The following is a 24,948-nucleotide window of genomic DNA, read 5'->3' as shown; positions in this document are numbered from 1 at the left end:
ATTAGCGGCCGTTGTAAATGCTGGTAGGCATGATACCTGACGCTGCAGTTTTAACGCTTCTGGAACGCGAGCGGTGCATTGATCGAGACGAATAGGCTTACTCTCCGACCGTACCTGTTGAACGACTATCAGCCTTATCTGGCGATGTGCACCGACGCGGTCGTTGTCCGGTTTCTTGGAGGACGACCTTTTTCACCGGAAGATGCATGGCATCGCCTGATGCGCTATGCAGGCCACTGGTCGTTATTAGGGCATGGAATCTTTGCTGTTTTCGAAAAATGCAGTGGTAACTATGTCGGAGAGACCGGCATTGCTGATTTTCATCGCGGGCTTGGCGCCTCTTTCGACGGCGTTGGGGAAGGGAGCTGGACTTTTTCTTCCCGAGTGCACGGGTTTGGCTACGCGTTCGAAGCGACTGATGCAGCTCACAGATGGTACACTGACACTTTGCGTCAGAGTCGGACAGTGTGCCTTATCCATCCCGAGAATAGTGCGTCTCTTAAGCTGGCCAGCAGGCTGGGCTACACTGCATTTGTCGAGCAACATTATAAAGATCAGCCCATGATAATGCTTGAAAGACAAGCGAGACTTTGACCGCTTAGGGCCGATTCCGGTCCTTAGCAGGTCCTTGCAAATCGCGGCGTCTTGGGACTCTTATGGTTCGCGAGCATGTTGAGATTTGCAGCGATGCATCGTGGCCAGGCCAATGTCCTCGCTAGGAGATCTCAATGGCGCAGACACCTGAAGCATTCTCGTTGTTTGCCAGGATTCCCGGAATCCTCTTGATCGGCTGCAATGCACAAGAAGGAGACAATCACCTAGGCGTTGAGGGTCGCTTTCGACACTGTCTCAGACAGTTGTATTCCTCCAAAAAGATAGGCAATAGCAGACATTGTCTTTGCGGTTTCCGCGCCATTCGACGGTATATCGACAGCCACTTGATTTCGACATAGCAATGACAATCGATCCAATTTGGAGATGGTTTGTTCAATGCGCGACAGCGACAAAACCCTGCGCCGCCGCCTGGTTGATGCCTTGCGCCCATTGGCTGAGCGCGACACCCGCTTACTGCTCAAAAAAGAAGATCCACCGTTCATCTCGGCCTTCGTCGCCCGTCACCGGGAAACGATTTCCGAGCTCAGCATGCCCGCCGCCGGCCTCGTCATCGTCATCGAAGGCCGCAAAGAGGTTCTGTGGGGCGCGAAACGCAACATCTACCAAGCCGGTGACGCCTTCGTACTGCCGGGCGGTGCGGAGGTCGATGTTGTCAACGAACCAGATACCGACACTGGCATCTATCGCGCCTTGTTCGTCCGCTTCTCTCGCGCCCTGGTCATTGAGGCGGCGCGCCTTTGGCCACAGCTCACCGTGCGCGAAGTACCCCTCGGCTCGCCCATCACGATCAGTCCGACGCTCTGCTCGGCAATCATCCATAGTGGCGAGGCGCTGGCGGATCCGCTCGACCTCTCCCGGCGCGTTGTGGACCACCGTGTTCTTGAGGTTCTGCTTATCCTGGCCGAACAGGGTGCGCTGCCATTGATGCCCAAATATGTCGACAGTTCAGTCACAGAAGCGGTGCGGCTCTTGATCCGCCACCGGCTCGATCACGCGTGGTCCACAGCTGCGGTCGCCGCATCCCTCTCGATGTCAGAGGCCACCCTGCGGCGGCGACTGCGGGACGAAAACCACTCGCTCCGCGCGGTGCTGCTCGCCGAAAGAATGCAAGCCGCTTTCCTCATCCTCTCGGATCGGGATGCCGATGTCGCCGACGCAATTGCCGCTACGGGCTATGCTTCGCGTTCACACTTCTCGCGGCACTTCCAGGATGCCTTCGGACAGGCTCCTTCGACCGTTCGCAGAGCACGTAGAAAACCAATGGCCTGACCGCTTCAGGCTCATTCCTGATCAGATCGGGCCCACCCGCGCTGGCATCGGTCCCTATGGTCTACTGAAATCAACCAGGCGAGACGAACAATGACCAGGAATAAAAGCATATGGGCCGCCATCAGTGTGGCCGCCGCATTTTCCGCGACGGCGCCCATGGCCGCAGACTTCACGCTGTCCGTAAAGTTCGAAGGGCTTGACCGCTCTGGCCGGTTTGCAGACTCCGCCGCCTTCTGCCCGCCCGGGATCCGGTCCAAGGACGTGAGCCCGGGGGTCTCATGGTCAGCGGGACCCGAGGGCACCAGATCTTATGCGTTGCTGATGACCGATCCGGACGTACCGCAGGATTTCAGCCTCATCAATAAACCCGGCACCACAATTCCATCCGACGCGCCGCGGATCAGCGTCTTCCACTGGGTTCTGACCGATATTCCCGCCGGTATCATGTCCATCGGCGAAGGTGCGGAAAGCGAGGGTCTCGTGCCGGGCGGCAAGCCGGTCGGCGTGACGCCTCACGGGCTGCGCGGCGCCAATGTCTATACCAGTTTTCTGGCCAAAACTGATGACATGGCCGGCACCTATGGCGGTTATGACGGCCCCTGCCCGCCCATAAATGACCAGCGCATCCACCACTACACTCTTGAAGTGGTCGCACTCGACGTTCCGACACTGGGCCTATCCGGGCCATTCACTGGCGAAGACGTGGAAAAGGCCATGGCGGGCCACATCCTGGCAAGCGGCGAGGCGATAGCGACCTATACATTGAACCCGAGCCTGATCCCCACCCCCACGGCGAAGTAGATCACAATCCCGAAAAGTTGAGCCACACCATGTCACCAATAAACGTATCGTCCTCACCCGTCTTCAATCGAGATGCGTCCGGCTACGACGTCCTTCGGCGCGGCCTTATTCCCTGTTTCGATGCGTTTTACGGCACAGCACTCGACTTGATCGATGACTGGCGGCACACCGACAAACTGCGTGTCCTGGATCTTGGCGCTGGCACCGGTCTTTTCAGCGCCATGCTGCTTGCCCGCCACCCCGATGCGCAGATCCACCTCGTCGATGCCTCTGAAAAAATGCTCGAGCAGGCCCGGCAACGCTTCGATGGAAATCCGGCCATTACCTATGCCGTAGCCGACATGGCCGATGCCGAGCTCGGCGGTCCGTGGGATCTCATCATCTCGGCACTGGCGATCCATCATCTGGAAGACGCCGCGAAAAAGCACCTCTTCGGTGGCATTCGGGGCGCCTTGTCCGAAGGTGGCCTGTTCGTCAACGCCGAGCAGGTCCTTGGCCATGATTCCGAGGTAGAGGCCCGCTACGCCCGGATCTGGCTGCAGCAGGTCAGGACGCTGGGCATACCCGAAGCGGAAATCGCCAAGGCGCACGAGCGCATGTCCCACGATCGTTGCTCCTCGGTCGAAAGCCAGTTGCAATGGATGCGCGATACCGGACTTTGCCAGGTCGACTGCAGCTTCAAAGCATGGCGTTTCGCGGTGCTCAGCGGCGTTAGGACGATCGGTCAGGCGGAACGGGTTGTCACTGCAAAGCGCCGGGCGGCCCAAGAGCTCTTTCGAGAGTGATCCCGTGGACAGAGGCGGTTGTCCGGCATGCCTTGATGAGGATGCCGAAGAGGGGAGGGACCGTTGTTGCTGGCGATCATGGGCATTCCTCGAAGCGGTGGTTTGTCCGATGAACCTCTCACCGGCATGGCAGGCAGTGACGATTGCGGCGATTACGGAACTGCTCTTCGGGGCTGGTCGCTGGAACGACACGACTTCCGTCTGCCGCTCGCAAGGCCCTTTGGGCAATTCGAGCGCGGGCCCACCGCCCCAGATCTACAAGCCCCTTTACCTACGCAGGTGGCTTCAGCCGTGAAACTCCGCTTCCAAACCGAATACCGGCAGCTCCCCTGAGGCATTATCGAAAGCAAAGGCTGGAAATCTCTGCCGCCGAGAACAGGGCGCGCAAGAAGCCGGGCAATCGGAAGGTTGATGCTCCGTGCCCTCAGTGACGGATAAGACCGAACCGATGTGCCTCGTCCAGCAGATGACGAACAGAGGATGGCTGCCATTTGCGCCCACCGCGCGCCGGCCGCTCTCCCATCTGATCCAGTTGGGCGGCGATGTCGCGAAGCGAAAGGCCGGGATCGGCAATGGCGATCGCCGCTACGAGCTTCATCAGATGGTCTTCCGGAGCTCGGCGAGGCGACCGGGTGAGGAGTTCCTTTTCGGCGAGCTTTTCGCGGACCATGCGATGGACGGCGCGACGAAGGCGCTCAACGGTCCAGTCGTGGCCGCGACGATTGAGAACCCGCACGACATTGTCCCAGCTGTGCTGAGGCCGGAGCTGCCGCACCGTTGGCAGCCATGTTTGCGCGGACGCAATGAGCTCGTCGAGATAGAGTTTCTCGCGTGCTTTCGAAACCGCCTTGATTGCCTCCGGCCGCCGCTCTCGCAGGCCGGGATTTCCGGGAAGCTTTCCTCGCGCCTTTGCCGCGTTGATGCCGGCTTTGGTTCGCTCTGCGATCAACGCTCGTTCGAGCTGGGCAACAGCACCAAGGACCTGAAGGGAAAACATGCCCTGCGGGGTCGAGGTATCGATCGGATCACGAATGGATCGGAAATGGACGCCGCGTTGCTCAAGGTCCTCGATCACCTGCAAGAGATGGCTGACGGACCGGGCCAGCCGATCAAGGCGGACCACGACGAGGACGTCGCCAGCAGTGAGCTCTCCGAGCAATCTGGTTAGGACCGGGCGAGCTCGCGATGCCCCAGATCCATGCTCTTGGTAGACCCGATCGCAGCCGGCGGCGCGCAGCTCGTCCAACTGGGCGTCGTGAAGCTGATCCTCTGTCGAGACGCGTGCATACCCGATGAGCCGCTTTGGAGATGGCGGGACGTTAGCTGTTTGTCTCTTTGCCATCTGGCTTTTTAGGGGCCTATTTCGAGGTGTCTTGTACAGATAAAGAATGCGCGAGAAAATGACCGGTTGCAAGCGTGTTTTATGAGGTAAATGCAGCCCCGCCAGACTCGAAAAGGGACGTCGAACGGGCATTGGGCCGTAACCAGGGTGAAACGCGCCCTGGTGGCCATCTGCGGCGGAAATGGCTGAAAATAAGGAGATCGGAGGACGGGAGGGCCATGAAAGCCTGGTTGAGCGACAGAACGATGGAGAATTCTGCGCTCATCGGTAGGGGAGGGCTGCTCTGAGTGGCCTGCAGAGCAGAGACGTTTCCGCCGGACCTCGCCGAAATTTGCCCAAACGGCCGGAAAACCAAGGCTTTCCGGCCATCCAGGACGACCGACAGGGTGATTTGCGCCACCAAATCAATCTACCATCGATAATTGGTACTTATCGATGGTTAGAAGCCCACCCCCGCATCATACCATGTGAAGAACCGCAACTTTAATATAGAGTTCGTTTAGCAAATCATTTACCATGATTTCAATGACTTATGATCTCGCGAAAATCAGCATGACAGCCCTAATCCGACCGGCTTACGACGCCGGGACCGCTCTCGCGCGTCTGGACGAGCGCATCGCCCGTTCGCCGGTCGGTCAGGGCTGGATCGAGCGGCAAAATTTCGCCGATGCCTGCGCGTCGCTGTGGATCGACGGCGAACTCGTCCATCTCGAAGACCTCGTCCTCCACGACGCCACCCGCGATATCCGCACGCCCACCCACGAACTCACCATCGCCCGCGACGTGTTGCGCACCCGCCGACGCATTGCCGCGCAATCGCCGGACTGGGCCTTATCCGCAGAGGGTATCCGTATTCTGCGACAGACAGCGGACATCAATTCAGTCGACGCTGACGCGGCGGAGCCGGCCAGCGTCGTTCGGACCGCAATCGCGGCCGATCCCGAAGGGGAGGGGGACGTCGCCGACGACATCGAAAGTCTACCCGGCGTTGACTACGCCGCAATCGATGCAGTGCTGGCCCGCTCGGAGGCCGCGATTGAGCAGGCGAAACGGTCCGGGCGAGCTGACACCCGCGAACGAGACCCTCTCGTCTATGATCTCGACTGGGACGAGCATGCTCGGCTTGACGAATGGCGCGGCGTGCTGCGGCAGACTCAAGACCTGCCGGCGGTGCTGCAGGCGATCATCGCCCTCGATGCCTGGAATGAATTGTCCGTCCTGCAGCACGCGCCCTGGCTCGGCCGGCTATTGGCCGCCTCCATCCTGCGCCAGGCCGGCGTTACCACCGGCGCCCATCTTGCCGCGCTCAATCTTGGGCTCAAGTCCATTGCCGTCGATCGACGCCGGCATCGTGATCGGGAGACCCGGTTGCTCGCCATCGCCCACGGGCTGGTCGCGGCCGCCGAGATCGGGCTGAAGGAGCACGATCGTTTGGCACTCGCCCGAACCCTGATGGAGCGGAAGCTGGACGGACGCCGGACGTCTTCAAAACTTCCGGAGCTGGTTGAGTTGGTGATGGCCAATCCGTTGGTGTCGGCAAAAATGGTGGCGAAGACGCTCGATGTGACGCCGCAGGCGGCGCGGCGGATTGTTTTGGAGCTCGGGCTCCGGGAGATGACGGGGAGGGGGAGGTTTCGGGCGTGGGGCGTGATGTAGGGCGGGCACCTCAGTAGCTTGTCGTGCGACGCTTCAAAGAGTGTCGGTCGCGCGAGTTGTTTTACGTCAGACGTCGCTGAATGGAGTGCAATGCGATGAGCGAGAAGTTCTTAACCATCGCATTGCACGGAATGGCAATCGTTGAGGTCGCAGCATGAGACTGCTTCCGCTTGACCTGATGAACCCCTTGCTAGCGAATAACACGTAGGCGAGCGAGCGACGCTTGGGCCTCGTCCCTGGTCACGGTCCGCATCCAGCTGAACATCGGCGCTGCTGCTGCCAAGCTGCGACGGATCCTCGAGAATGGCTTGAATGCTGCCGCGGACCATCTCGATACGACGGACAGTTACCGGCTTGAGCAGTGCGTTCTCGAGGCGCGTTAGCCAACGGAAGTTTTTCCGGCCGGTTGTTGCGGCGGTTGGTATCGATATGGTCTACGACGTGTTCGGGGGTAGGGGCACGCTATGGAACGTTGTGGCGACAACACGATGGACGCGAACTGTCCCAATCTGCATGTAGCCGGTTTTGTCGCTCGGCCTTCCGAACGTCCAGGTGTTATCGGTTGGGCGGGCCCGCGTACCGTCGGGCGGAAAACGGCTCAATTGTCCCGAATAGAATAGCGCTCGCCATCATAAGAGCACTGAAGTTCGCGAGAAAGATCCTCAGCATCAACCATGCGGAGTATTATTATACGATGCTACATTAGGTTGCAACTGCCGAAGACATCGGACCCAATGACAACATGGACTCATGACTAGAGGATGTATACTTCCTGTTCCTCAAACCAACCGTTCTCCACCGCGGTGGACTTCACCGCGCTAGGATTTTCGCTGTAGGCAATTATGGCGAGGCTGTCTTCGGCTCGGCTACACGTCACATAAAACAGTCTTTTGGTCCGATCGATCGTCGTCTCGTCGCCCTGGGCCTCGCGTTGAATATCTGTGGCACTCTTCGCTTTGGCTCCAAAGAGCTTCTCATAGCTGAATAGAAATCCACGCGCTTCTTCGTCACTTACGATTACCAGCACTCGCGGGAATTCCAAGCCTTTCACGCCTTGATGTGTATCAAAGCTCGAGGTTCGGCTGACATAACTCTCGTAATTCTCAATTTGCGCAAAGGGTGTATCCAAAACGAGCCGCCACGCCTCAAGCTCCGTTAGTTTCTCATCTGTGCCGGGTTCCTCCGGCCTGTCATCTTCACTCAGGTGAACCTCGCCGGCGCCGACAAACGGGGTGAGGGGAGCCGGAATGGGAAACAACTGAGATACCGCGATATCGCCTAGCACGTCCAAGAACGTTGGGTTCGCACCAGCGGCAAAAAGAGCGGCGAGGGAGTCCACTCCGCGCTGAACTTGCAGGATCCTTTCGGCCTGGTCCACGCCGTCAGCTTGGAGCGCTTTCTTCTCAAGCAGCGGTGAGCGCTCACGAACGGCCGCCGCGATCTCGAAGTCATCTTGGCTCCTAATGGCCTTTACGAGGATCAGCACGTCCTTTGCAAAGAACCGCGCCGCCGAATAGCTGCCGTCGAGCAATCCGGTTCGAAGGCGCTCAACCTTGTGCAGGGGCTCGAAGAAAGCCGAAAAGCCTAGGCGCCGTGCCGCCATGTGGTGTTCAAGAATCAGAGATTTGACGCTCCCCGCGGTCCAACCATCGTCACCCGTTTCCTTGACCATGACGGTACGGACATGGCCCTCGGTCGAAGCCTGATCGCTCCCGGAAGGCACGATAAAAAGGCGGACATGGCCCCCCGGTTTATTCGACCGTGCGCGCTGCTCCTGACCATCCACATCCTTGCGGATACGGTTGATAAGGCGAATGATCCGCTCACGACTGCGATGGTTCATGACCTTCGCTGGCCGCTCCCAGCTTGCAGGAAGAGCTCGCTCCAGACCGACCATGCCATCCGAATAAATGCGCTGCATCGTGTCGCCAAAGAGCCCAAGGCTGAATTTGCTGCCATGCTCCTCCTGAACCGTGAGAAGGGCCGCCAACAGATCCTTGTTGGTGTCCTGGCTTTCGTCGATCAGCAGGATAGGGAAAGCATTCACCAGAATTGACCGCAGGCCCGGCTTGTCCGTGAGGAAGCTCGCCGTAATCGAAATGACTTCGCTGTGGTTCAGGGCGTCCCGCTCGCGATTGTCACCAGTCGGGCTGTACTGGAACGTCAGCAGGTCATCGAGTGCGGCCAAACGAGCCGTCTTACTCAGGATCGACTTTTCCCGGTCCGCAGAGGCTTTACTGGTTCGGCCTCGGGTCTGCTTATCTTGAAGTTCGGCAATCTCAGCCTTGAGGTTTTCTTTCAGCCATTCGCGGATATCGTCGTTATAGCCCTGAATGAGCGACCAAGCGAACGAATGGATCGTGGACACAACCACACGGACATCGAAATCCAGGCGCTGCTTGATCTCATCACAAGCTGCATTGGTGAATGTTATGACACCGACATTCCGGCCGCCCAGAGCCAACCTTTCGCCGGACTTCTCGCGCAGGCGCCGAAGCACTTCAATGAGAGAGCGCGTCTTTCCGGAACCCGCACCGGCATACATGAAGAAGCTTTTGGGTGCGTCGAGGTCCAAGCATTCAAAAATTTCATCATCGACATGGTTGTCGACGAGGTTGTCGTTTGTTGCCTCATTCTGAGCCATCTGACCCACCGGACTTCGTTACATCAATGATATCACTTCGCTTCTTCTTCAGCTTTCCCTCGAGCCAATCCAAACCCTCGTCAATGTAGGCCGGCACCTTTAAGGTTGTAAAATCCTTATGGGCCAACACATCGAGCGCGAACTCCGCCTTTTTTCCTTTCTTCAGGGCCACGAACATGGCTGCGCCAATCGATTTAATATCCGGCTGCTCATTGATTGCAGTGTGGAATTTTTTTACGAGGCCGTTGCCAGTCATCTTGGAGAAAAATTCGATATTTGAGAACACAAGTGCATCCTCAAACGTGTAGGGCAAGGCTTCGACCTCGTCGGAAGTACCTGGTTTAGCTACGTTTAAGGGCTTCTGGTAGGCGACGCGAACCGAAAATAATGGATCGCCTGCTGTATCCTTGACCTTTTGGGTCTGGGGAAGGTCGAACAACTCGTCTGCGTCGGTTTTTTTTGGCCACCATTTCTCCAGCGTGTCATTGTTAGTGATCTGTCCAGCTTTTCGCTCAGGCTGAACCGCTTCGCCGTCCTTCTCGGTGTCCAGATCGGTAATAATGAGAGTGCTCAAGCCCAAGTGCTCGATAAGTGGCCTGAGCGTATGGGCGTGGCTGCCACCTATTTCCAAGATCGAGAGGTAGCACTGGTGGAGGTAGGGATAATGCTTCCGCACAAAGTTCGGCAGCAACATGCGCTCTGCAGGTCCCTCCACCAATATGGCAGCGTCCGCAAAAAAGAGGTCAGCATGCTGCGATCTAAGATACCGCGTAACGAACCGCTCAGTTCCGCTTGCTGGGCCGAAGGTTTCCGATAGGTTGACGACAATGGAGGTAGGCACGCTCGCACCCATGCCGGCCGGCAGGCGACGGAAATAGCGAAGGGACGAAAAAGGTGTTTCGTGCGCGACGTGGCTGGAATGGCTACTTACGATGAGCTGCGTGCGAAGGGCCTTCGAGTCTCCGAGATCTTTATGTTTGCGGAGAACACTGTAAGCTTTTCGGACGAAAACCTGCTGCACTTGGGCATGAAGATGCGCCTCCGGCTCCTCTATCAGGACAAGCTGCAGCGGCTCGATCGGGTCATCAAGGTTGTTTTTGCCGGCTTTTCGGACCCGCATCCAGGCGTCACGAAACGCCATAAGGCGGAAGATCATCGAGATCAGGTTTTGGTAGCCAAGACCGTTGTTGTTTTCGGGAAGACGCAAGGTAGGCGTGATCTCACCCGCTTCGCTCACCACATCAATTTCAAACGATACCGCAGCTTCGTGATCAATGCCATCCACGGCTCGAAGCCGTGTCGATACCTTGATCTTTGGGTCCGTGACCCCGGGATATCCCAGACCTTCGACCTCGACAAACGCGTCGGAGAAACTGTCACGCAGACGTACGTTAAAGGCCTCCTGAGCGGCCTCGATCGCCTGCAAAGCCCCCAAGTCGCTGATATCGGGTTTATCCGTCGGGTCCAGGTGTTTGGTATAATAGGATCTCAGTTGCTCGGATAGGCGCCGGCTTTCGGCGTTGCCGGGGGCCGCGCCCTCTTCCGCGCCATCCGTTTCGCCAAATCCACGCTGAGCATTGATCTCGTTGACCCGTATTAGGCCGCTAAGCGGGTTGCCCTCGATCGCTACGGCGCCGGGGCGTAGCTTTTGAGGTTGGGCCCTACCGTTTATGGGCGCCTGTAGCTTCGAAGGATTCAGGACGTAAGTGCGAACGGTAAGGTACTTCATGAAGTCGCGGCTCAGAAAATCGAGTAAATCTTCCGGCCACAATGTCAGAGACGGCGTTGGGGAGGGCACCTCGCCTTCCTTTTTCAAACTCGTCTTCAGCTTAACAGCGTCTGTGAACGCAGTTAGGAACTCCTGGTGGAGTTTTTCGATCTTCTCGGGTTCCAATCTCAAGCGCAGGCCCAGAAGGCCCTTGGTGAAACCAAGGGTCGGCAGCACAGTCCGAACGTAATGGAGCTCGTTGTCCCCAACCTCGAGCCAGAGATCGAGAAAAGGCATACACTCGGTCCAGGCCGTGTCGGTAAGGTCCGGAGGGAGCTCCTCCGCGTGGGCTTTTACCCAAGCCTGGCCGATTTTCCGTATCTTGTCCCAATGGGCGAGGGTGAGATCATGGGGCCGGAAGCCCTTGCCGTGATTCAGCAGGAACCGCCGGAGCGCGACCATGGCGGACGTCTTGCCACTATTGTTGGCGCCGACGAAAAGTGTGGTCTGTTCCGCAAGATCCATGCGAACGGCAATGAGTTTCCGAAAATTTGACAGTTCCAGATGCGCTATTAACATCAGCTCCCCCGTAGTTTGAAGAGCTTAGGAGTGGAAACGGAATCTTGCAACCGAGAATAGTCACATTTCACCAGATCGGACAGGGATTCGGCAACGTCTAGCCGATGCCTTAGAGATTGAGATCGACGCCGGTGTAACGCTCCACATTCTTCTTGATGAACCGTTTCGCGAGGGCCTTGGCCAAATCCAGCGAGAATTCACCCGCCTCCAAACCTTTCTGTGTCTTGTCCCAGATATCCTGATCACGCACGTTGTCGATGAAATCGTGGCCTTCCCATTTCAGCCCTTTGAACCCAATACCACGGTTGGGATCACTGTTGCCGGTGTCGACGAACCCGACCAACCTGCTGGTACGTGTAGCCTTCGATCTGCATCCGCTTATCGCCGGCATTTGACGAACCAAATGCCTCCGGGGAGCAAATCGCGCGCTTCGAGCTGAAAGAGGATTTCCCGGACCAGATCCATGTCGCGCTTCCATGTATCTATCTCCGTATCGATCTCCATGTGCCGTGCACGCCAGATACGGGAAGCCTCTTCGTCCATATCTATGACCTGATAGCCGTAATGGTCGGATTACCAAGCCTTTACAACAGCGCCCTTCGCTGTCAGCTCATGCCACCGCAACCATGCCTGACGGGCGCGGGGGTCACTATTGCCGCCGTTTCATCAGTTCGGCTTCAGTCGAGGAAATTTAGCCGACGCCGGCGCAAATGCTCGGCCCGATCATAAATGATATGGCACCGCTGGCAGAGCGAGCGCATTTTCCGTCCATCGTTATGCCCAGGATTGTTATGCAGGTTGGCTGTAGCGAGGTAGACGACGCGTCGTCGGGACGTGATCCAGGAGCGGGGGAGGGCGTTCCTTGCGCACGGCCAAGCCGCGATCGTCACACCAGATGCCAGAGTCCACGTCCCACCAGCGGCCGTCGCCAAGATGGCAGACAATCCTGCCATGGGGCGGCTGGCAATGCTCACACCGGGCCTTCGCCCTTTCAAACCGCACCATGTCCGTCAACTGCTGCCAGTCGATTGGATAGAGCCACCGGTGTTGTGGACGGATGGGCGTCGGCCCGGCTTGTAACGAAAACGGTCGTTTTACGAACATAGTCGCGGTTCCGTTTACGTGGTGCCAAGCCTCCTGATGTCCTCCTAACCTTTCGCTCGCTTCCGCTGATCCCGTAGGAGACCACCTTTAGGAAAACGGCGCTCGTATTCCTTCGCACAAGCATCCCATTTTTTAATCGATTTTAGGTGACCTATTATCAGGCCCTCTTCGACGTCGGCAGCGAAATACCGGTTAATGAGTTGTTGCCTGACCATGGTTTGAACGTTCTTTTTTGCCGGGCAAGGTACCGGGTTCTCGTCGAGAAAACACCAGTGAGCGGCCATTTTCACTATTCCGAGCTCCCCCACTGCCGTGACGAGTGAGGCATCCATCAACTTCGCCAACTTGAAAAATGCATCCGAAGCCATGATGGCATGTCGCGGCTGCCATTCTATAGGCATACCGTCGATGATTGAAGGGATGGCAACGCGCCACTTACCCGCGCGCTTTGGCCATTTTGCCAGAGCGTTCTGAAAGTCCTTGCTGACTGACAACTCAGCCAAGGCTGGACTTGCGCGCCCCGACCGATGGACAATACAGTTCCTTGCGACGTCAAAGAATTCGACGACTTTCGTAACATCGACGATCGTCGCTGGGGAAATTCTCAGGCGAGATAATAGACGCTCGGTGACCGCGTCAGCTTCCACAGAAGTCGGATTAGGTCTAGCCCGATTTAGCTCCGCATCCAAGCCAGTTTGAAAATCTTCAAAGGCTGAAGCGGCACGGACAATGCCAATCTCAGCCACAAACGCTTCTGCCTTTCCAGCGATATCAGTAGGATTTTTCCAATGTGTCACTGGCCCCCAAGGTTCTGATCCGGTCGGGAGAGTGGCCGTGGTCGCCGACGCTGAAGAACTGGTCTTCTAAAATTCGAGCGCGCCCACCGCAGCTTTGATATTGCGATTGAAATCATTGTGAAAATTCAGGATTTTAACAAAGGGTTCGCTTATAGCGTTTTCGAGATTCATGTAGTGCTCTAACCCTCTGCAATGATTACTTGCTTTCGTGTTTAATACACGCTGTTCTGTGAAATATGTCATCAGAAAATACGCGATGGCGGCCGCGCGACCCATCAACTTGAAGCAAGAGAAATTGGAATCCCAGCTTATGGATGAAATATGGGAAGGAGAGCCAAGGCTCTTGGTTCAGCAGCAGGGCGCAACTACCGACTATCTTTTAGAATTAAGCCCACAGCTGCGTAGAGCGGCTGCACGGCTACGAGACGATGGCGTCGAGCCAGTTCCGACTCGCCTGTTCACCATCGACCATTCCAACAGACGTATCGCTATATATCCGCTCATAACTTATCTAAGCGGGCGTCTATACATGCCCAAGTATGAAAGGATTGAATCGATTTGGATTGACTCCAATTTTATCGATGACCGACCGACAACGTCGATCGACGCCGTGGGATTTCTGGATACATATTTGCCTTCAGGCTTTATCAAGGAAATCGGATACGGGTTGGGCTTGACCAACGAAATGAAGCCGCTAATCCAAGCGGTGGAGAAGGTTTCCGGCATCAATGGCTTGTACCTAACAAAACAAGGCAAAACCGGACGAAATGGAAACTTCTTTCATATAGTCGATCAGGATTTTTCAAACATCCGTAGTATGTTCAATCGGATTACCCGAATTCATCAACGGGAAAGTCTGAAAGAACGAAATTTTCTTGCGCACAATGAAGTTCTGCACAGAGCCCTTCCAGAGGAGTTTCCGGAAAAGGTACGTGCCTATGAACCCGGTACCATTTTCAAGCTCATCGGTGGGACAAACGCTGCCACTACCGTCCTGAAGGGGGCGGATCGGGTGGCGCTCTTGGAAGCTGTCAAGGGAAACGCACCCTCGATTGCCAAGCGTGATCCGAAAGAGTTCGTGCAACTCCAGAAGGACATTGAGCTCGTAAGTCTCGATGGGATGATAGAAGCCTTCGAAAGAAAGCTGGGCCATAACCGCAATGAACTGGAGTGGCAACGGTTGTTCGAGGTCAACCCTTTCATTCTTTCGATGATATTCGGATATCCCGTCGTTGTGGTGCAAGCCTCGGCATCAGTTGGAGGAGGGACCCTCTCCGGCGTGGGTACAAAAATTGCTGATTTCTTGTCCAAGAACAGCTCCACATATAACGCTGCGCTCGTGGAAATAAAAAGGCCTGGCACGCCCATACTGGGTGCCGAGTATCGCACGGGCGTGTGGGCACCTTCTCGTGAGCTTATGGGCGCTGTCGTCCAAGTGCTTGATCAGCGGCAGAAGTTCGTCACGAATATTGCCTCGATCAAGCAGTCATCGCGCGTCTATGACTTGGAAGCATATTCCGTTGATTGCGTATTGGTTGCAGGCAGAACCCCAAGAACACCGGAAGAGGCAGCTTCTTTTGAATTGATAAGAAGTCAATTCAAGGACGTTCGCGTCGTCACGTTCGACGACCTGTTGGGAAAACTCATTCTATTACGTGAGATGCTGTCTGGAGAGCGGTATGTTTCAACGGTAGATCCCGCCGAGTACGAGACTGAGCTCGATGAGGGCGAATTCGACGACGACGGCCCTAACGGGGAGGACCGGCACGAACAGTGATCGCAACTTAAAGAGTCATCACGCCCCTTTTGCGCTCTGCCGGAAAGCGCGCAAACCCAGCCACCCGAAACCACCAGCGGCGCTCGGCGTCTTGGGCGACATTGCTAACCCAGGCCTTTTTCGAACTTGGCGCCGGCGTTCGTAAGTTGCAGAACCAGCTCAAGCGAAGCTTTGTGTGCGGCAAGGGCCTGCCCACGATTGCACGCTTCCTCTCGATAGCGAATGCCGGGTTTGCATTGAATCTCATCCACCAACGGCTTCCACTGAAAGAGGATGCCAAACCCTCGAGCTGCTTGCAAAGCTCCGCAAGGCTATGGCTGAACTTGAATTGACCGCCTGCAAGAGTGATGGCCGCCTTTAGGACTTTCTCAGCGGCCTGCAGCGAAGCCCATTTGGATTCGCCGTAACGCTGGCCGCGGTCAAGCATGTTGCGCACAGCCGTCTCGATGTCGCCACGCGCAATCTCAATCAACTCGTGGTCGCTATTAGTCTGCAGTATGTCGTGCGCTATGAACCCTCGTTGGAAGTCGTCACCAAGCTCCCGGAGGGTATCATCATTGAGAGTGGCCGCTCTCCCTTCCGTCAAATCTGTAATCAGCTGAAGAATGTTACAAATGGCGGGCCCCTTAGAGGCGACTTCTGGCCTTTCGACGAAACGTCGCGAAAGGATGAATTGCGCCTGCCCCATGACGAGCGGTAGGCGCATCTCGTAAAGATCGCCTTCAATAGAAGTCGCGATGTTGCCAGGTGAAAAGCTCGTTTTAAGTCGGTCACCGTAGCGGCTTTTGTACCAATCTCGGATATTCTGGCTCAGCGGCGCGTACCGCGCCAGGTCAGGCCGAGCACCAGGAATGAGATTTGTTATGGGTATCGAGATCTTGTAGCGTGTACCAACCTTCATGATGGCGTGAAGGCTACGTCCGGGGATAGCGATGCCTTCTTGGATGCACTCGGCATCAATGCCCCGCATCAGTTCCTCAAACCCTTCCCCGCTCTCCGGCACTTCAATCACTTCTAGCCTCCAGCGAAAGCCTAACCTTGTGCAGCTGCCGTCGCGATGTGCCCGGCAAGCGTCGTTACGAAGGTCTTAAGGCTCGTGAGTTCCGACAACTCATTGAAATCGCCCGTCGCTGACGCCGTGCGAGGTGACGCCAGCAACGCCGCTGCGCCATAAAGCTGCTCTTGCACCAGGCGCTGGCAGAGTACGTCGTATCGTTTCAGGTACGAAGCCCCTTGGAATTCCTTGAAAACTGGGAAGTGAGGAGAACGGTCCGTAACCGGACGACGGGATTCTGGTGCATCTTCCACCATCATCATCCATCCGACAAATGGCCGTGGGTGTTTACCAAAGCCGCCTTCGCGGTAGGCAGTCCACAGGTCATGGGCGGTACCGATAGCCTCCTCGGTCCGGTTATTGAAATTGTTGCCGAAGGACGGCCCTACCTGGCTCTTGAGCTCGATCGCCGCGATGAGTCGCTTATCCTGGACCACCAGGACGTCCCACAACTTGGTCGGCCGAAAGTAGCCCGGCAAGGTCAGCACGGCCCTCTGCTGATGAATTGACGCATTCTTGAGACCATTTGCCTCGACGATGTCGATAAGCAAGGCGAGGAAACCATCCATGTTCTTGCCAGCGGTAACCCCCGCACGCTCGCCCTGGTCGGCCCGGCCAGCTTCGATCTGTTTCTGGCGCGCCTTCTCCCGGTTGCCCCAGAATGCCATAGTGGCCTCGCGGGCCTTCTTCTCATAATCAACTAAATCAAGCGGCATTCTTAAATTGTCCCATTTCCCCCCATGGCCGCCCGCTCCGCCGGGCTCAGCCGATAGAGATGGGCAACAGCTTCATTACACCGCTGGATGTCAAGCGCCCGAGCTGCACTCAGCAGCTCATGGCGAACTTCCGGCGGCACGTCCTTCCAGTGCGGCACGCGGATCCGGCGCAGGTACTGCGCCTGGAATCGCAGGTAACCGCCCCGCATCTTCGTCGAGTAGATCGCAACAAAAAGGCGTGCGATGCCCGACAGCAGAACCGCCTGCAGCGCCTGGATGTCCCAGTCGTCCGAGGTAATATAGTAAAGGTTGTGGTGCGGGTAGAGCTTCCCGGGCTCATACACAATATTCGCCTCGCTCTTGATGTCCGGGATCAGAAGCTTGGGCTTGTAGGTCAGGCTCGGGTAAATCCGGTCAATTGTGCGGTACCAACCGTTCGGGTTCTTCTTCGAGACATGGCGGTTCTTGATTTCAGCGCCGTGCTGCTCGAAATACCGTGCCAGGCGCGGGTATTTGTCGAGTGGCACCAGTCCGCCCTTCTCGTCGAAGGGGTTGATAACGCCTTTACCGTGCCATTCCACCTGCCCGGAGTGAATGTCCTTCGCCATGGCCATCGGCAGCTTGCGGTCGTCTTCGACGTCCAGCTTGTCGAAGGGTCCCGTGAACACCTTGTCGGCGCCCGTGGCCACACCAATGCCCACCTTGCATCCGGCTTCTTCCAATGTCGGAAACTGCGCCTCCAGCCGCCGCACCACCGCCAGCTGGTCAAAGGATTCCAGCACCCACGGCTCGGCACCCCGGGCCAGCGCCTGGATTTCCTTGACCCCCTCTAGGGTTGGAGCGTCCTCGGACGTCAGCGCCGTCGCGAGTGATGCCAGGAAGGGGCCGTTGATTTCCGGCCGGTGATAGAGGCGGGTGGCCTTGCCGCGTTCATTGGCGATAATGAAGATGGCAGGGTAGGCGCTGACCTCGGTATGGAATGCCGGCGTGTCCATCATGTCCACGTAAGTCCGGAGGTGGAATTGGTCCGCCACCAACTTGCGCAAAGGCGTACCGTAGCGGTTCTTCATCCAGCGATCGGCACAGATGAAACCAAGCGCGCCGCCCGGCGCCAAATGGTTCAGAGAGTGCTCGATGAAGGGCACATAGATGTCCGCCCGGTCATAGATCGTGGCATAGCGTCGGCGATACTCCGCCATCAGCTCGTCCGGGATCAGCTCCTGGCGTACGTAAGGAGGATTGCCGACGACATGGGTAAAAGTGCCCTCGAAGTCCTCAAGCAGGAAATCGCCCTGCGACAGCCACGCATCCGCAAGGCCACGTGCGACCAGCTCTGACATGCCACGCTCGGCAAGCAAGCCAAGCACACGGTCACGGGTAATCTCAAAGGTTGCCCGATGCAGCTCCACGCCCCGCAGCGCCGGACGCAATGCAGCAGCGAGGTCTTGCTCGGGCATGTGTTCTCGGTAGGACGTCAACAGGCGGTCGATGATAGGCAGGAGAAAATCACCATCGCCAAACGACGGTTCCAGGATCCGCAGCGTATGCAATGGACGATCGACCGTATAGCCGGCAAGATCCAGAATAAAATCGACCACCTCGAGGCGGGTAAAGATCGCGCCCCGCTCTTCAATGCCGGCATTGGCCAGCTGAGCGACCGCGGCCTCGAGGGGATCGAAGCCTGGGAACTGGGGAGCGTAACTTTTCAACAGCCGCAACGTGAGCCTCCAAAATTAGGTGGGGCCAACCTAGGCGGTTCATTGGCTCCGAGATACGGCAACACTAGAACAAGCCAAGAACATTGACAACTTATCAACAGCTATAGGGACGCTAGTGTTGCCCGCCAGCCGTCAGGGCAGTGGTGTCCACCCCAGAGTCGCCTCGATAGCCCGCCGATATGGCGTGGACACTTGTGCAGGCGCCCGGCGAATGTACGTCTCGGCCGCTGCTCGTTTGCCTCCCTCGAGCCCGCCAAGGTAGGCAGTTACCTGGTCTACGGTCGGGACCATCGTCCTTCCGTTGAACCGGGACGACAGTGCCGTCCACACGACTCCCGCAACCTCATGGGCAGCTGCCCACGCCGGCAGTGCAGCGATCGTAGCGGGTGCCGGGTCGCCCACCGACCAGCTGGCTACATTCGCCTCGTTTGTGGTGTCCTCCCGGGCCATGAGTGCGGTTTTGGCGCTCGCAAGATCTTGTGCCTGCATCGCCGCCCACAGCGAACGGGTTTCTGGTGCGCCGGGTTCAAGTACCAGCGTTATCCGTCCGTTGTTGGACTGGCGTGTAAATTCCACACGGAGCAGGGGGCCGTCCTCAAACCATCCGCTCGCCAATGGGAGATCCCGTGGATCCCAGATCAGCGACCCCCAGCCCAAACATGCGATCGTCATGTGCTTTCCCCCGCGTATTATCGCCCCCAAACTCGCACAATAAGCCCCGCCACGCCAGCGATCCGCTAGCGTAGAAAATATGTTACATATTTCCTTGAAAATCGAATAGAAAGTATGTTACATATTTTCTATTGGACATAGAAGGCCAATATGATGCCGGTAATCAGACTCAGTGACGCCACCTTCGCGGAACTAAAAACCATTTCAACTTGGTTCAGCACAAAGACTCCGGGCGATACCATTGACCAGCTCGTCCGGGAAAAACTTGATGAACTGGGGCTTGAACGGGATCAAGAAGAGTCGCTGGACGCGTTATCGAGCGACGACGTCATTCGGTTCACCAAAGCACCGGGACTTTCGTTCACACGTGTCCTATCCGCCAAGATAGCGGGAAAAGTCGTGCCGAAGGCTAACTGGGCGAACCTCCTTCTGCAAATGATCGCCACCATCAAAGGCAAGGGTCTTTCGGCCGAGAAGCTTGTGGCAGAGCTCCAGGTTCCGGCGAAAAGCCGCACCTACACCGGCGAAGGGTTCCGGTACCATGACGAGCTCGGGATATCGATCCAGGGGCAGTCCGCTCAGGACGCCTGGAAGGAAGTGGAGCGCCTGGCTCAGAAGTGGAAGGTTCCAGTCGAGGTACAGTTCCAGTGGCGCCAGAATGAGAAGGCCCAGCACCCGGGTCGATCCGGCGTCATTACGATCTGACGGATCCGGGCACATCTGCCACGCCTCCACGTGGCAGACAGTCGCTCTGCGCACCACAGCGCAATGGGGAGCGCGTTCGCGGCGCGGTGGGCTCAGCAGTGGACGGTCCGCTGACGACCCCAAGTCGGCCTCCGCGACGCCACAGTCATGGTGAGATTGGAAAATCTGATACTTATTGAAATCATGTCAACATGGTCGGTTGTTCGTTTCCCATCAAGGCGTGGGCTGCGGCAGGAATGTGCCTCGGCCATTTAAACCCCATTCGCCGGCCTCCTAAAGCTGTTTATCGGCTCCCGCCGGAACACCTGCGATTAGGGGTGCTGTCGCTGTGACAGGCGGCCCTCGCTATCGTTGGGCGGGGAGAAGCGGAGGGCAGCAGAAGGCCCGGAGCATCCAGCCCCTGCCACCATCCTCCGTCAACGCGCCTGAGCAAGCGCGACAGCGTCCGCTCCGGCAGGGAAGCGGAGCTGGTTATCGGTATCGTGAACGGCCTGCCAGATTGCTTCTGCAACATCGCTTTCGGTGGTGGTCAGGGCCGGGTTTGCGAACGCCTCGAGAATTGGCTGTGCGAATTCTGCATAGCCGCCGGGAAGGAGCTCCGAGACAGGAACGATGGCATTCGCCCCAAACCGGGTGGTTGGCGCATAACCGGGCTCGACGAGTTTCACGCTTACTCCGAAATAGCGGAGCTCATGCGCGAGCGAAGCCGAGAAGCCTTCAATCGCCTGTTTGGTGGCGGTATAGGCTGCCGCGAGTGGGAATTCTCCCAAAGTAACGCTCGACGTGACATTGATGATGGTTCCGGACCGGCGCTCGCGCATCTGCGGGATGACCGCCTGGCACATCGCCATAACGCCAATCGTGTTGGTCTCGACAAGCTGTCGGATGAGGGACATCGGCATCGCCTCGAATGCACCTACACTGCCAATCCCCGCATTGTTCACCAGCACGTCAATCTGACCGGCAGAACCGATCAGATCGGCAATGCTCCCGGGGCTGGTGACATCGAGCGGCAGCACGCGCAGCCGGTCGGATTCAGGAAATAGCGACCGGTCCGGGCGCCGCATAGTCGCGACGACATTCCACCCGCCAGAAAGGAAGTGTTCCGCGGTAGCCTTGCCGTAGCCCGATGATGTTCCGGTAATGAGGATGGTCTTCGTCATGTCTGTCTCCTTGGTTTGGTCAGGTGACAATAGACGGCAGTTCCAATACGATCTATAATACGTAGTGCATAAACCATTACGGATCGTCCAATCATGGATCCTCTCAGCGATATCATCGCCCTTTTGCGGCCGAGCACCGCAGTAGCGAAGCCCATTTCCGGGCGCGGCCCATGGGGCATTCGCTATAAATCGTATGACGCACCTGGGTTCACGGTCGTGCTGACCGGAGAAGCATGGGTCACATTTCGTGATCGGGAGCCGCTCCGGATTGCTGAAGGCGATTTTCTCCTTTTGCCGACGACGCCGGCGTTCTCGCTGTGCAGCAAACCAGGCGTAGCGTGCATTCCCGCTGAACCTCTGGCTGAAGCTGTCCGCCACGGCGAGCAAGAAGGAGAGGCAGATTTCGCGGCTCTGGGTGGAAGCTTCTCGATTGAGAGTGTCAACGCGCCGCTGCTGCTCACGCTACTGCCCGATCATATTCATATCTCCGCTTCAGCGGGGCGCGCGACGCGGTTCGGCCGCCTGATCGAACTGCTGTCTGAGGAGTGCGTTGGCAACTATCTCGGCAAGGAACTGATCATCCAGCGCTTGCTGGAGACGCTGCTGGTAGAGGCATTGCGGTGGGACATTATCGGCGACAACGCAGCTTCGGCGGGCTTATTGAACGGTTTGCGCGATCCCGCCATTGCCCGTGTCCTGCGTGCCATCCACGAGGACGTGCGGACGAGGTGGACAGTAGCCGACCTTGCAGGAATAGCCGGCATGTCGCGATCGGCCTTCGCCGCGCGGTTTCATAAGGTTCTTGGTTGTGCGCCAATTGAATATTTGGCGCGCTGGCGCATCGCACTTGCCAAGGATGCGCTCCTGAGCGGCGCGAAGTCCCTCGACCGAATTGCGGACGAAATCGGTTACGAATCCGCCAGCGCCTTCAGCACAGCGTTTAGCAAAAGGCTCGGCTGCTCTCCGGGCAGGTTCGCCAAAGGATACGTTGCCAGTGCCAGTCCTGACCTGCTTGCCTTCTCATGACCGGTGACACGCGCGCGAGGAAACTTCCGGCTGCGGCCTTGGCTCCGCGAACGGTCCGCTTCAAGGCCCGGGCTCAAGGGGCCCCATGTGCTTGGCTCCCAAGCCTGGTAACGTGTGGGCAGGTTGTCCGTAGGGCCGGTTAAGCGCCTGTTGATTTCAAGGGCTTTGCAATAGGGACTTTGGGTCGATGGGACGTCCTCGATTACTTCCAAATAGATCATTCCCCCGCTACGCCTACTTGCCGGGCATGGGCCCACATCCAATCCGTGATCCTGGAGGACATAGCTACGGTGTCCAGCCCGTTTTGGTAAGTGCGTCTCTCGACTCTGAGGAGTTCGCCTGGGGCCAGGACCTCTTCAATCACGGGTACTATTGGGAAGCCCACGAGGCGTGGGAAGGACTCTGGCAGATTGCAGACAGAGGAAGCCCGTTGCGCGCCTTTCTGAAGGGATTGATCTTGCTATCCGCAACGGGGGTGAAGATCCGGGAAGGCAAACGGACGCCAGCGATGCGTCACGCTAGACGCGCCGGCGCGCTGTTGCGGGATCTGACACCGGCGCCGGATGACCATTTCGCGCACGCCCTAGGCATGTCGCCAGTATCGCTCGCCGGTCGCGCCGAAGCGACCGCTCAGGCCATGCCGGTATTGCACATGACGTCCCAGGGGCAGCCCGAATCCGTCTTCGACTTCGTTCTGGGAGACGCGTAGATATTGGCGGATTACTCATAGGGATTTTCGGCGCAAAACGGCAGCCACTTTATACTGCGATCGTGATGAGCTGTTTCATGTTGTGCGTCGGATAGCCAATCCGGATTGCGTTTACGAAGGCCGGCTGCACAAATGCATGCAATTCTTCTCAGATAGGAAGTCATATATGCCCACCGGCAAGGTGAAATGGTTCAGCGTGAGCAAGGGGTTCGGATTCATCATGCCCGACGACGGTAGCGCCGACATCTTTTTGCATCTCTCAAAGGTCGAGGAAGCCAATCTACCGACGTTGGAAAGCGGAACCGCGCTTCAATATTCTATTGGGTCCCGGAACGGAAAAGTCTTTGCAGAAGGGCTATCGATCGTTCCCCGGCCAAAGGCGCTTCGACGAGAGCCCGGACCGGATAATACAGGTTCAGATTTCGAGACAGAATTCGAGAAGGAATGGGGCCTTCGAAGGCGATAGCGGTGTTGGACGATTAATGGAGCAAGCGGTCCTTGATCGCTTGTCCGACGACGGTCAATTGCAGCACCGGTTCGCCTCGCACAAAGCTTTCCTCCACCAGTTCCAGCTGCTCGAGCCGCTCGACGATCCTTTCCGATAGGCGCCTGTCACCGACCAACCAGCCCTTGCCGACTTTTTTCTGTCGGCGGAAAAAAGCGATCGCTCTCAGAGCGTCCTGCTGCGTGCGCGTGAGGCTTTTTGCAGTATCGACTACTGCGCGATGATCCGGTGATGGGACCATGTCGCCTACTCCTTCGCCTCGGCCCGGATATTAGCGCCCGGCCAGTCGTTGGCCGGTTCCTCAACAGTTTCTTCGGCGGGATCGGGATCACGCTCATAGGCGAGTTGCCGCTTTGCCAGAACGTCCTGCAGTGCTTCGATGACGACGGCCGTTCCATGACCCTGACTTGCGAACTGATCAATGATGTCAGCGACGAGGTTGTCGAGGTGCTGGAACAATCGTTCCGGGCTTTCCAGTCGTTCGGTCATAATACACGCTCCTCTTAGCTTGGGGTCCGACGCTGTTGCCAATCCTTGTAAGGCGCCAAGAGCTGGCCCGGGAACCGATCCTCAATGGCTGTCTCGACCAATGCAATTTTCGCAAACACATCGCTACTGTCGCGTTCGTCGGGGCGAATGTCGTCGCTCTCCTCTTCAAGCTCCTGCATGGTTTCGAACAATTCGTCCTCGCTCATTTCCGCGAGACGATCGGCGAAATCGCCGGCATCGAAGTCTCCTTCAACAGGCATAATGTCCTCCTTCTATGATATTGTCGCGGCAAGCGGGGCAGCTCATCGAGTAGATATCCGGCTATGAGATAAGTTATCCGTCATCGAGTTCAATCCAGGCCGGCGCATGGTCGCTGGTGTGCCCCCAGCCACGCGCAAACTTGTCGACGCCTGACGCAGTCAGCCGGTCCTCCAGGGAAGGGCTGAGCAGGAAGTGATCGATGCGCAACCCGGCGTCGCGCGCAAAGGAATGCCGGAAATACTTCCAGAACGTGTAGATGCGCTCATCGGGATGAAGATGCCGGATCGCGTCTGTCCAGCCCTGGTCCACGAGGTCGGCATATGCGGCTCTCACCTCCGGGCGAAACAATGCGTCGTCCAGCCACCGCTCCGGCTTGTAGACGTCGAGTTCGGTCGGCATGACGTTGAAATCGCCGACGAGCGCCACGGGTACCTCCAGTTCCAGCAGTTCATCCGCATAGGCGTGCAAGCGTTCGAACCAGCGGAGCTTGTAATCGAACTTCGGGCTTGGCGCGGGATTTCCATTCGGAAGATAAAGACAGCCTACGACGATACCATCGATTGCTGCCTCGATGTAGCGGCTGTGACTGTCGTCGGGGTCGCCGGGAAGTCCTCGACGGGTTTCGCGCGGCTCCTGTTCACGGGCGAGGATCGCAACGCCATTCCAGGATTTCTGGCCGTGCCAGATAGCACCATAGCCGGCGCGCTCGATCTCGCGCCGCGGAAACTTATCCTGCGGTGCCTTTAATTCCTGCAAGCAAACGACATCTGGTTTCGCCTCGGCGAGCCAGCGCAGCAGCACCTCGAGGCGGCCGTTGATGCCGTTGACATTGTAGGTCGCGAGCTTCACAGAT

The 24,948-nt window shown here is 57.4% G+C and carries 23 protein-coding genes and 2 pseudogenes; 11 read left to right on the top strand and 14 right to left on the bottom strand.

The features are described 5' to 3' along the window. The first annotated feature begins 78 nt into the window (after positions 1-78). The 4 genes from AB8B33_RS38115 to AB8B33_RS38100 all read left to right on the top strand — a co-directional run bounded on the left by AB8B33_RS38115 (position 79) and on the right by AB8B33_RS38100 (position 3,470). Positions 79-594, top strand: coding sequence for a GNAT family N-acetyltransferase (locus AB8B33_RS38115; RefSeq protein WP_164565930.1), 516 nt, complete (start codon positions 79-81; stop codon positions 592-594). Between the two features lie 396 nt (positions 595-990). Further along, positions 991-1,884 (top strand): helix-turn-helix domain-containing protein, encoded by an 894-nt coding sequence (locus AB8B33_RS38110; protein ID WP_164565929.1) that lies wholly within the window; start codon positions 991-993, stop codon positions 1,882-1,884. Between the two features lie 90 nt (positions 1,885-1,974). Further along, positions 1,975-2,685, top strand: a complete 711-nt coding sequence (locus tag AB8B33_RS38105; protein ID WP_164565928.1) for a YbhB/YbcL family Raf kinase inhibitor-like protein — start codon at positions 1,975-1,977, stop codon at positions 2,683-2,685. Positions 2,686-2,714: 29 nt separating this feature from the next. Next, positions 2,715-3,470: a methyltransferase domain-containing protein gene (locus tag AB8B33_RS38100; RefSeq protein WP_246711335.1), complete on the top strand. Its 756-nt coding sequence runs from the start codon at positions 2,715-2,717 to the stop codon at positions 3,468-3,470. 424 nt (positions 3,471-3,894) lie between these two features. Here the strand turns inward: AB8B33_RS38100 and AB8B33_RS38095 are convergent, their stop codons facing one another. Further along, complete coding sequence (locus AB8B33_RS38095) at positions 3,895-4,812, bottom strand: recombinase family protein (protein WP_164565957.1); 918 nt, start codon at positions 4,810-4,812, stop codon at positions 3,895-3,897. A 516-nt stretch (positions 4,813-5,328) separates the two neighbouring features. Between AB8B33_RS38095 and AB8B33_RS38090 the strand changes: the two genes are divergently transcribed. Next, entirely contained in the window at positions 5,329-6,468 is a 1,140-nt protein-coding gene (locus AB8B33_RS38090; protein ID WP_439019393.1) for an RHE_PE00001 family protein, read from the top strand. A 240-nt stretch (positions 6,469-6,708) separates the two neighbouring features. On the opposite strand, the pseudogene AB8B33_RS38085 reads toward AB8B33_RS38090, so the two are convergent. The 5 genes and pseudogenes from AB8B33_RS38085 to AB8B33_RS38065 all read right to left on the bottom strand — a co-directional run. Then, a pseudogene (locus tag AB8B33_RS38085) lies at positions 6,709-6,912 on the bottom strand (HNH endonuclease); the annotation flags it as partial. Between the two features lie 310 nt (positions 6,913-7,222). Beyond that, positions 7,223-9,112, bottom strand: coding sequence for a UvrD-helicase domain-containing protein (locus tag AB8B33_RS38080; RefSeq protein WP_439019392.1), 1,890 nt, complete (start codon positions 9,110-9,112; stop codon positions 7,223-7,225). After that, complete coding sequence (locus AB8B33_RS38075) at positions 9,099-11,399, bottom strand: AAA family ATPase (RefSeq protein WP_439019391.1); 2,301 nt, start codon at positions 11,397-11,399, stop codon at positions 9,099-9,101. Before AB8B33_RS38075 ends, AB8B33_RS38080 begins: the two co-directional genes overlap by 14 nt. Before the next feature lie 109 nt (positions 11,400-11,508). After that, positions 11,509-11,877, bottom strand: a complete 369-nt coding sequence (locus AB8B33_RS38070; RefSeq protein WP_439019390.1) for a DUF2513 domain-containing protein — start codon at positions 11,875-11,877, stop codon at positions 11,509-11,511. A 670-nt stretch (positions 11,878-12,547) separates the two neighbouring features. Beyond that, positions 12,548-13,249 carry a hypothetical protein gene (locus tag AB8B33_RS38065; RefSeq protein WP_439019389.1) on the bottom strand — a complete coding sequence of 234 codons (702 nt, stop codon included), beginning with the start codon at positions 13,247-13,249 and terminating at the stop codon, positions 12,548-12,550. A gap of 307 nt (positions 13,250-13,556) precedes the next feature. On the opposite strand from AB8B33_RS38065, the gene AB8B33_RS38060 reads away from it, so the two are divergent. Beyond that, positions 13,557-15,077, top strand: coding sequence for a Shedu immune nuclease family protein (locus tag AB8B33_RS38060; RefSeq protein ID WP_439019388.1), 1,521 nt, complete (start codon positions 13,557-13,559; stop codon positions 15,075-15,077). 7 nt (positions 15,078-15,084) lie between these two features. Here AB8B33_RS38060 and AB8B33_RS38055 read toward each other — a convergent pair whose 3' ends face one another. From AB8B33_RS38055 to AB8B33_RS38045, 3 genes are read right to left on the bottom strand one after another with little or no spacing between them, the layout of a single operon-like run. Next, entirely contained in the window at positions 15,085-16,089 is a 1,005-nt protein-coding gene (locus AB8B33_RS38055) for a HEPN domain-containing protein (protein ID WP_439019387.1), read from the bottom strand. Between the two features lie 20 nt (positions 16,090-16,109). Further along, a complete protein-coding gene (locus tag AB8B33_RS38050; RefSeq protein ID WP_439019386.1) occupies positions 16,110-16,847 on the bottom strand; it encodes a PaeR7I family type II restriction endonuclease in 738 nt (245 codons plus the stop codon). Positions 16,848-16,849: 2 nt separating this feature from the next. Then, the gene (locus AB8B33_RS38045; RefSeq protein ID WP_439019385.1) at positions 16,850-18,565 is read right to left on the bottom strand and encodes an Eco57I restriction-modification methylase domain-containing protein; all 1,716 of its coding nucleotides are present in this window, start codon (positions 18,563-18,565) and stop codon (positions 16,850-16,852) included. An 822-nt stretch (positions 18,566-19,387) separates the two neighbouring features. Between AB8B33_RS38045 and AB8B33_RS38040 the strand changes: the two genes are divergently transcribed. After that, positions 19,388-19,942: a T4SS efffector SepA family protein gene (locus tag AB8B33_RS38040; RefSeq protein WP_439019384.1), complete on the top strand. Its 555-nt coding sequence runs from the start codon at positions 19,388-19,390 to the stop codon at positions 19,940-19,942. Positions 19,943-20,358: 416 nt separating this feature from the next. On the opposite strand, the gene AB8B33_RS38035 is transcribed toward AB8B33_RS38040, so the two are convergent. Continuing rightward, complete coding sequence (locus tag AB8B33_RS38035; protein ID WP_439019383.1) at positions 20,359-21,105, bottom strand: SDR family oxidoreductase; 747 nt, start codon at positions 21,103-21,105, stop codon at positions 20,359-20,361. Between the two features lie 93 nt (positions 21,106-21,198). Here AB8B33_RS38035 and AB8B33_RS38030 point away from each other — a divergent pair, with 93 nt between their 5' ends. The 4 genes and pseudogenes from AB8B33_RS38030 to AB8B33_RS38015 all read left to right on the top strand — a co-directional run bounded on the left by AB8B33_RS38030 (position 21,199) and on the right by AB8B33_RS38015 (position 23,306). Further along, positions 21,199-22,131, top strand: coding sequence for a cupin domain-containing protein (locus AB8B33_RS38030; RefSeq protein ID WP_439019382.1), 933 nt, complete (start codon positions 21,199-21,201; stop codon positions 22,129-22,131). A 187-nt stretch (positions 22,132-22,318) separates the two neighbouring features. Beyond that, positions 22,319-22,633 (top strand): annotated as a pseudogene (locus AB8B33_RS38025) (DUF309 domain-containing protein); the annotation flags it as partial. Positions 22,634-22,639: 6 nt separating this feature from the next. Then, positions 22,640-22,840: a hypothetical protein gene (locus AB8B33_RS38020; protein WP_428413680.1), complete on the top strand. Its 201-nt coding sequence runs from the start codon at positions 22,640-22,642 to the stop codon at positions 22,838-22,840. Between the two features lie 166 nt (positions 22,841-23,006). Beyond that, complete coding sequence (locus AB8B33_RS38015) at positions 23,007-23,306, top strand: cold-shock protein (protein ID WP_439019381.1); 300 nt, start codon at positions 23,007-23,009, stop codon at positions 23,304-23,306. 13 nt (positions 23,307-23,319) lie between these two features. On the opposite strand, the gene AB8B33_RS38010 is transcribed toward AB8B33_RS38015, so the two are convergent. From AB8B33_RS38010 to xth, 4 genes are all read right to left on the bottom strand, one after another. After that, positions 23,320-23,586: a hypothetical protein gene (locus AB8B33_RS38010; RefSeq protein ID WP_439019380.1), complete on the bottom strand. Its 267-nt coding sequence runs from the start codon at positions 23,584-23,586 to the stop codon at positions 23,320-23,322. A 5-nt stretch (positions 23,587-23,591) separates the two neighbouring features. Next, positions 23,592-23,834, bottom strand: a complete 243-nt coding sequence (locus AB8B33_RS38005; protein ID WP_428413349.1) for a hypothetical protein — start codon at positions 23,832-23,834, stop codon at positions 23,592-23,594. 14 nt (positions 23,835-23,848) lie between these two features. Next, positions 23,849-24,094 (bottom strand): hypothetical protein, encoded by a 246-nt coding sequence (locus AB8B33_RS38000; RefSeq protein WP_439019379.1) that lies wholly within the window; start codon positions 24,092-24,094, stop codon positions 23,849-23,851. 73 nt (positions 24,095-24,167) lie between these two features. Then, positions 24,168-24,944 carry an exodeoxyribonuclease III gene (gene xth / locus AB8B33_RS37995; protein ID WP_439019378.1) on the bottom strand — a complete coding sequence of 259 codons (777 nt, stop codon included), beginning with the start codon at positions 24,942-24,944 and terminating at the stop codon, positions 24,168-24,170. Positions 24,945-24,948 lie beyond the last annotated feature (4 nt).

Origin of the sequence: Rhizobium sp. 768_B6_N1_8, from assembly GCF_051811225.1 — a bacterium.
GTDB lineage: Bacteria > Pseudomonadota > Alphaproteobacteria > Rhizobiales > Rhizobiaceae > Rhizobium.
This window is presented reverse-complemented; position numbering and strand designations above follow the sequence as displayed.